This window comes from Bradyrhizobium manausense, assembly GCF_001440035.1.
Classification (GTDB): Bacteria; Pseudomonadota; Alphaproteobacteria; order Rhizobiales; family Xanthobacteraceae; genus Bradyrhizobium; species Bradyrhizobium manausense.
The window spans coordinates 31,253-37,899 of the sequence record NZ_LJYG01000016.1 but is presented as its reverse complement, the minus strand read 5'-3'; the positions used below and the strand labels follow the sequence as shown (position 1 = coordinate 37,899).

Annotated in this window: 7 protein-coding genes, 1 pseudogene and 1 riboswitch; all 8 genes and pseudogenes read left to right on the top strand. The window is 63.6% G+C overall.

The features are described 5' to 3' along the window. A pseudogene (locus tag AOQ71_RS47010) lies at positions 1 to 371 on the top strand (TonB-dependent receptor); the annotation flags it as partial. 33 nt (positions 372 to 404) lie between these two features. After that, positions 405 to 1,415 carry a DUF6925 family protein gene (locus AOQ71_RS02685; protein ID WP_057741350.1) on the top strand — a complete coding sequence of 337 codons (1,011 nt, stop codon included), beginning with the start codon at positions 405 to 407 and terminating at the stop codon, positions 1,413 to 1,415. A 63-nt stretch (positions 1,416 to 1,478) separates the two neighbouring features. Next, entirely contained in the window at positions 1,479 to 2,060 is a 582-nt protein-coding gene (locus AOQ71_RS02680) for a hypothetical protein (RefSeq protein WP_057741348.1), read from the top strand. Continuing rightward, positions 2,057 to 2,353: a hypothetical protein gene (locus AOQ71_RS02675; protein WP_057741345.1), complete on the top strand. Its 297-nt coding sequence runs from the start codon at positions 2,057 to 2,059 to the stop codon at positions 2,351 to 2,353. The genes AOQ71_RS02680 and AOQ71_RS02675 overlap by 4 nt, the downstream gene beginning before the upstream one ends. After that, entirely contained in the window at positions 2,350 to 2,532 is a 183-nt protein-coding gene (locus AOQ71_RS02670; RefSeq protein ID WP_057741343.1) for a CbtB domain-containing protein, read from the top strand. The genes AOQ71_RS02675 and AOQ71_RS02670 overlap by 4 nt, the downstream gene beginning before the upstream one ends. A gap of 10 nt (positions 2,533 to 2,542) precedes the next feature. Next, positions 2,543 to 3,322, top strand: a complete 780-nt coding sequence (locus tag AOQ71_RS02665; protein ID WP_057741341.1) for a CbtA family protein — start codon at positions 2,543 to 2,545, stop codon at positions 3,320 to 3,322. Between the two features lie 176 nt (positions 3,323 to 3,498). Next, positions 3,499 to 3,697: riboswitch (cobalamin riboswitch) on the top strand. A gap of 230 nt (positions 3,698 to 3,927) precedes the next feature. Beyond that, on the top strand, positions 3,928 to 6,252 hold the full coding sequence (locus AOQ71_RS02660) for a TonB-dependent siderophore receptor (RefSeq protein ID WP_057741339.1): 2,325 nt from the start codon (positions 3,928 to 3,930) through the stop codon (positions 6,250 to 6,252). Positions 6,253 to 6,273: 21 nt separating this feature from the next. Continuing rightward, the coding region (locus tag AOQ71_RS45845; protein WP_205668190.1) for a hypothetical protein at positions 6,274 to 6,647 on the top strand (374 nt) is incomplete at its 3' end.

The window sequence follows — 6,647 nt, the reverse complement described above, 5'->3', positions numbered from 1 at the left end:
GAGCCGTGTTCCGCGAAGGCGTCTGGGCCGGCAACGACGTGCCGCTGGTGTCGCGCTACACCGCCAGTGCCGGCGTGACCTGGAACATCTGGCAGAATTATCTCGTGCTCGACGCGACCGCGCGCTTCTGGAGCGAGAAGCGCATGGACAACGACCAGGCCGGAACCCAGAAGCCGATCCCTGCCAATGGCACAATCGACCTCAAGCTCAGCGGCCAATATGAACGTTACTTCTGGTCATTGAGCGTGAACAACATCCTGAATGCGCTCTACTATGATTATGCGATCGCCAGCACGTTCACCGACGGCCGCTTCAGCGCCTATCCGCTGCCGGGCCGCACCTATATGGTGAGGGCAGGTGCCACATTCTGACGCGTCAAGACGCGAAGAGGTGAGGGACGCCGGATGACGGCAAGCGATGATGTCATGGATCTCCTTGCCCGTCAGCTCGACGACGTGGAGGCCGGCTGGAGCGTGGGAACGTTCGGAGCGATCGCCGAATTCACCCGCGATGCCGGCGAGCCGGCCGATCTGCGCCGCGATGAGGTGACGATCAGCGTGGTCACGGACAGGGGCGGAATTCGTATCTTGTCACGGCCGGAGCCACGGCTGATAGCTTCGGAATCGCCGACCAGCGAGAGCTGGAGCCATCGCGTCGCGTTGTGCCTTCCGGAGGATGCGTGCGCGATGCATGGACGCACGACACTGACCGAGATCGGCGCCGACGACCAGGCGCTGCGAAGCCGAGATCGCGGCGGCGTGCTGTTCGATCTCGGCCTCGGCACGCTGCAGATCGACGCCTGCATCCGCGTGGATGACGGGGATGTGATTTCAGCGCTTCGAGATCGCACCGGCCGATCGGTATTCGCGCCGGGCAACGATGCGATGAGGATCATCCTCGCGGCCAATCCGCATCGCGTCTTCATCAGCCGGGCCGGGCGAGCCGAGGTGTTTCAGCCGATCCCGCCGCCGGTCGGCCGAAGCCCCGATGGACCGCACACACATGTCTTGCCCAAGCTGCTGGCCCATAACCGAACTCATGCGGCAACCGAGCCACTTCCCGAGGGCTGGGTTCCCTGCGCTCATCTCTATCCCGCACACCCGCTCCGAGATCAACTTGGCCGGAAACGGGAGCTTCAGCCCCAACATCAGGCTTCATTCCAGGCGTTGCTCGAGCGATACGGCGAGCCGGCCACTGCGGCGCTCAAGCGAGAGGTCGTGAGGGCTGTGATGGCAGGCCGAGGCCCGAATGCGTTGGCTTTTAAGAACGATCGCGCCAGTCGCGCGACCGTCCGGGTTGCGCTCCGGCAACTGGCTGCCACCGGGCCGCTGTCCTCGACCTTGGTTGAGTGGCTCGCGACCTATGATCGGATCGACCTGTCCGACCCCGAAAACCCCATGGAAGCCCTGCACTGACCCCCAAAAAACTATTGCCTGCCGGAAAATCCAGCTAGAATTGACGAAAAGGAGACCTTCCCAATGGCTTTCAACCTTCTGCCGCCCAATGCGGACCGTGTCCGTCTGCATCCGGTTGAGCAGCGCTACGCCGCCATGTTCTGCTTTGCGCTTCTGACGGTGTCCTGCGCGCTTGCAAGCTTCGCATTCGCCTGCGCAACGCCGTTCGCGGCATTTGCGGTTGTCGCCGCGGCATCGCTGCGGCTGGGTCCGGCTCTGCTCGTCGTGACCGGCGCGTGGCTGGTCAATCAGACGATCGGATTTGGCGTACTGCACTATCCCGTGGACGCGAGCACGATCGCCTGGGGCTTTGTCATCGGGGCCGCCGCGCTGGCGGCGACCGCCGCCTCGTCGCTCGCTCTCGGCGCGCTCCCGCAAAACCGCGCGGCTCTGGTCCTGGCGCTTGCGTTCGTTTGCGCCTACGCCGCATACGAATTCGCGCTTTTCGCCGCCACGCCGTTCCTGGGCGGTCAAGGCGCCTTCACCTTCGAAATCGTGGCACGGATCGGGCTGCGGAGCGCCGCATGGCTGATCGGCCTCGTTGCCGCCTGCGAAATCGTCCGCCTCCTCAATCCGCTGGGGCGGGGACGCACGATCTCGACTTGAACGACGAGGCGCACTGGCGCGACGACATCGCGTCCCTGATCTTTTCCGTCAGAGGACACGGCGCTATTTGTGCCGTGCATCGGGGCGCGCTGCGGACGCTGCTCGGCGCCGAGCCCTCGCCAAAGGACTGCCTGGGCTATTTCCTGCGCTTCGAGGATGCGTTTCGGGCAGCGGCCGCGGCCAAGATCGCTCGAAAGGGCATTCCGGCGGGTACCAACCTGCATCTTACTAGTCGCGACATCGCCCGGAAGCTGATAGAAGACGCTCAAATCGGACGTGGAGAACAGTCATGAGCCAATCCCAGGTAACGCATCTGCCGGTCGCAGCCGGACAGGTCGGGCGGCTTTCGCAGGCCTTGATGGCCATGGTGCTTGGCGTTTTCGTCATCGGCATGGTCGGCTTCTCGCACATCGACGTCGTCCACAATGCCGCGCACGACGTGCGCCATTCGAACGCCTTCCCTTGCCACTGACCGGGGCGGCATGGGCACGTTTCGCTCGATCGTCTTCTCGTCGGTTGTTGCCGGTTTCATCGTTGGTCTCATCGTCACGGTCGCCCAGCAGTTCGGCACCGTTCCACTGATCCTGAAAGCCGAGGTCTTCGAGAAGGCCGCGGAAGCGCAACAGCATGAGGCTGCAGCGGCGCCGCAGACGGCTGTGGCCGGCCATGATCACGCGGCCCATGATCATGCGGCCCACGATCATGCCGATCACGACCACGGCGCGGGCGCCTGGGAGCCGCGCGACGGCTTCGAACGCAACGCCTACACAGCCGCCGCCAACGTGCTGAACGCGATCGGCTTCGCATTGTTGCTCGCTGGCTTCTTCGCTGTGCGGAGTGGCGCGACCGGGGAGGGGGTGGCCTGGCACGAGGGGCTACTGTGGGGATTGGCCGGCTTCGCCGTCTTCACCATCGCGCCCGGTCTTGGCCTGCCGCCGGAATTGCCGGGTGTTCCCGCTGCGCCGCTGCTGTCGCGCCAGATCTGGTGGCTCGCCGCGGTGCTCGCGACGGCTGCCGGCCTCGCCCTGATCGTGTTCCGCCGTTCGGCGCCGGCCGCCATTGCTGGCGTGATCCTCCTCGCTTTGCCACATCTGATCGGTGCGCCGGAGCTGGAGCACGTCGAGACTAACGTGCCATCCTCGCTGTCGCACCAGTTCGTCGTCGCAGTCACGGTGACTAGTCTGATCTTCTGGACCCTGCTCGGTGCGGCAACCAGCTTGGCTTTTGTCCGTTTCGACGTGGGCGCAGATCGGCTGTCGTGACGATCCGTCTCTCGCCTTGATGCCGCTCTATTACCTGAACGAAGCCGCTGCCGTGGCTGGTGATCCCCACATATGGGGATTGCATGTGATAGAGACTTCAGCGCCAAGTCGCAGAATAGCTCGCGAGAGATAGTGTTTGAGGGTGGCGGCCTGTGTTGACAGCTCTTTGCAGATAAACTTATGGTGACTGCGACGGTTCTCCTTCGGGAGACAATAGGGAATGCGGTGCGGAGCTTCCTCCAAAGCCGCGGCTGCCCCCGCAACTGTAAGCGGCGAGCCTTTCGTTCATTGGCCACTGGGTCTTCGGACCTGGGAAGGCGATCGGAAAGGCGATGACCCGCGAGCCAGGAGACCTGCCGTCAGTCGTGGTCACGAGCGAAGCGCGTCGGACGGGGTGAGCCGAAGCGAAGTCCTCAATCCGTTGGCGGTTTGCCTCGGCTTGGAGACTTGTCGCGGTGACGTGTCACGTTGCCGTGGGGGCTCGTACGGTTTTGCCACAGGGAAAAGCAGCCGGAGCTCTGCAGGTGCCGTGCGAGGGTGACGCACGACTCGCGCGTTTGCGCGGGTCAGGCGCTGCCGGTTCATTTCGCGCGCCGGGGGGTGTTGTGTCCAGGATCAAGTCGGATTTTTTCGTTCCGTTCTCAAAATTTCAAATAGGCATCGCCACCGCTGCCGCAGCGGCTCTTGTCACCGGCGCACCGGCGGACGCGCAGCAATCGCCTCGCGATCCCGTCCTGCCGCCTGTGATTGTGCAGCAGTCACGGCCGGCCGCACGTCCTGCAGCCGCGCAGAGCGCAAGTCCCACCACCACGCCTCGTCGTTCGGCGCGACGCGCGCCCTCGACCTCCCATTCGGCGCCGGCGAGACCGTCCGTCGACAGCGACAATGTCAGTCAGACAAGGGACGGCGTCGACGGCTATGTCGCCCACGGCACCACCGCAGGGGCCAAGGTCACGACGCCGCTGCTGCAATTGCCGCGATCGGTGTCGACCGTCACACGTCAGGAGATGGCCGACCGCGATGTCGAGAGCGTGCGCGAGGCCCTGCAATACACCGCCGGCGTCGGCACCTATTTTCGCGAGGGACAGTTTACGCGCGACTACGGCTATGTGCGCGGTTTCCAGGCGCTGCAGTTCATCGACGGCCTCAGGCTCAACGTCAACAATTACGGTCTCGAGCCTTACGGCTTCGAGCGCATCGACGTCCTGAAGGGACCTGCCGCGACGCTGTACGGGCAGGGCAGCCCCGGGGGACTGTGGGATCTTGTCAGCAAACGTCCCACCGATAATGCCTTCGGCGAAGCACTCGTTCGGTTCGGCGTGCGCAACACGGTCGAAGGAGCTTTTGATGTCGGCGGTCCCGTCACCGCGGATCATTCGCTGCTCTACCGCGTGGTTGGGCTCGGCAGGATGGGCGATGGTCAGATCGATTTCACCAGCAACCAGCGCGCCTTTATCGCGCCGTCCTTCACCTGGCGGATCAGCGAAGACACCAGTCTCACGATCCTGGCGGCCTACCAGTACGATCCCAAGCTGACCGTGCTGCAGCCGTTGCCCTACGTCGGCACGATCGTGCCGGGTGCGAACGGGCAGTTCATCTCCCGCAAGACGTTCCTGGGAGAGCCGAGCTATCACGACACGTCGATCAAGCAGGCCCGCATCGGCTACGAGTTCAAGCACCGCTTCAACGACGTCTTCTCGTTCCAGCAGAACTTCTACTACCAGAACATCGACATCGACCTGAACGAGGTCCAGGGCAACCCGTCAGCGCCCGGCACGACGACAGTGACCAGACAGGCTGCGCATCAGACGTTCAAGATCGATATGTACCAGATCGACAATCGGCTGAAGGCCGATTTCGCCATGGGACCGCTATTGCATCACGTCGTGTTCGGGACCGATTACTCGGCTGTCACGGCCGAACAGGGGACGGGAGTCGGGACCGCCACCGCCCTCAATCTTTATGCACCGGTGTATGGGCAACCCTTTGTGAAGTCGCCCACCATCACGAGCTTGCGCTACCAGGACCAACGGCAGGCGGGAGCCTATATCCAGGACCGGGTCGAGCTTGGACGTCTCAACGTGCTGCTGGGTGCGCGTTATGACGAGCTCGAGCAGGATCAGAAGACGCGCGTGCTCAATGCAGGAACGGGCGTATTCTCGAACCCGCCATGGACATTCCAGCCGGATCACGGGGTGACCTACAATGGCGGCCTGATCTACAATTTCGAGAACGGCGTCGCACCCTACGCCAGCTATTCGCAGTCCTTCACGCCGACATTCGGAACGGACTTCTTCGGCCGTCCCTTCGTTCCCGTCACCGGCGATCAGACGGAGGTCGGCGTCAAATACATTCCGCCCGGCTACGATATTCTGATGTCGGCGGCAGTGTTCGATATTACCCAGTACAATGTGCAGACGCGCGACCTCGCACATCCCGGCTTCTCGGTTCAGACCAGCTCGGTCGAAAGCCAGGGCGGGGAGCTCGAGATCAAGACGACGCATCTCTACGGCTTCAACATCAGCGCGGCCTATACTTATCTCGATGCGAAGGTCATCGCGACCAACACACCCGGTGGCCTCGGCAAGCGCCCGGTCGGCATCCCCATGAACGCGGCCTCGCTGTGGACGACGTATCGGTTCGGCGGTGGCGGCTGGCTCGCCGGTCTCACCCTCGGCGGCGGCGTCCGCTGGGTCGGCGATCAGGCCGTCGATCCGCTGAACACCCTCGCGGTGCCGTCATTCACGCTCTACGATCTCACGGCTCGCTACGATCTGGGTGAGCGCTTCCCGACGCTCAGGAAGTGGGACGTCGCACTGAACGTCAAGAACCTCCTCGATACCCGCTATGTCGGCTCCTGCGACGACGCGCTGAACTGCTATTATGGATCGGGACGAAACATCACGGGGACGCTGCGTGCGCGTTGGTAGCTCAAGTCGGACCCATCTTCCGTGACGCCCGACGAGGTCTGCGAGGCGATTGATCGTCTGGCCGTCGGCGACTATGCGTCGTTCGGCGGCCGCCTCGTCGGCCCGCGAGACCCCAGGCCGGGACTGCCGGCAGACAAGTTGCTGGATTTGTCCATGCGCGAGGCGATCGAGCATCGTTTTGTGCTCCGCTTTGCGGCGAGCTTCGACGTCCGGGCCGTGCAGTCGATCTGGATGAAGTGGTATCTGAACGCGTTCATCCCGCCGGTGCTGATGGCCGACGTCTTGCTGGGCCAGACGATTTCGGTCGATCTGCCCGGGCTGCGCTTTGTCATGGCGGATGATGGCCGCGTCGCGGCGGTCAAGATCGGCGGCACCCACAACAGTAGCGGCGAGGA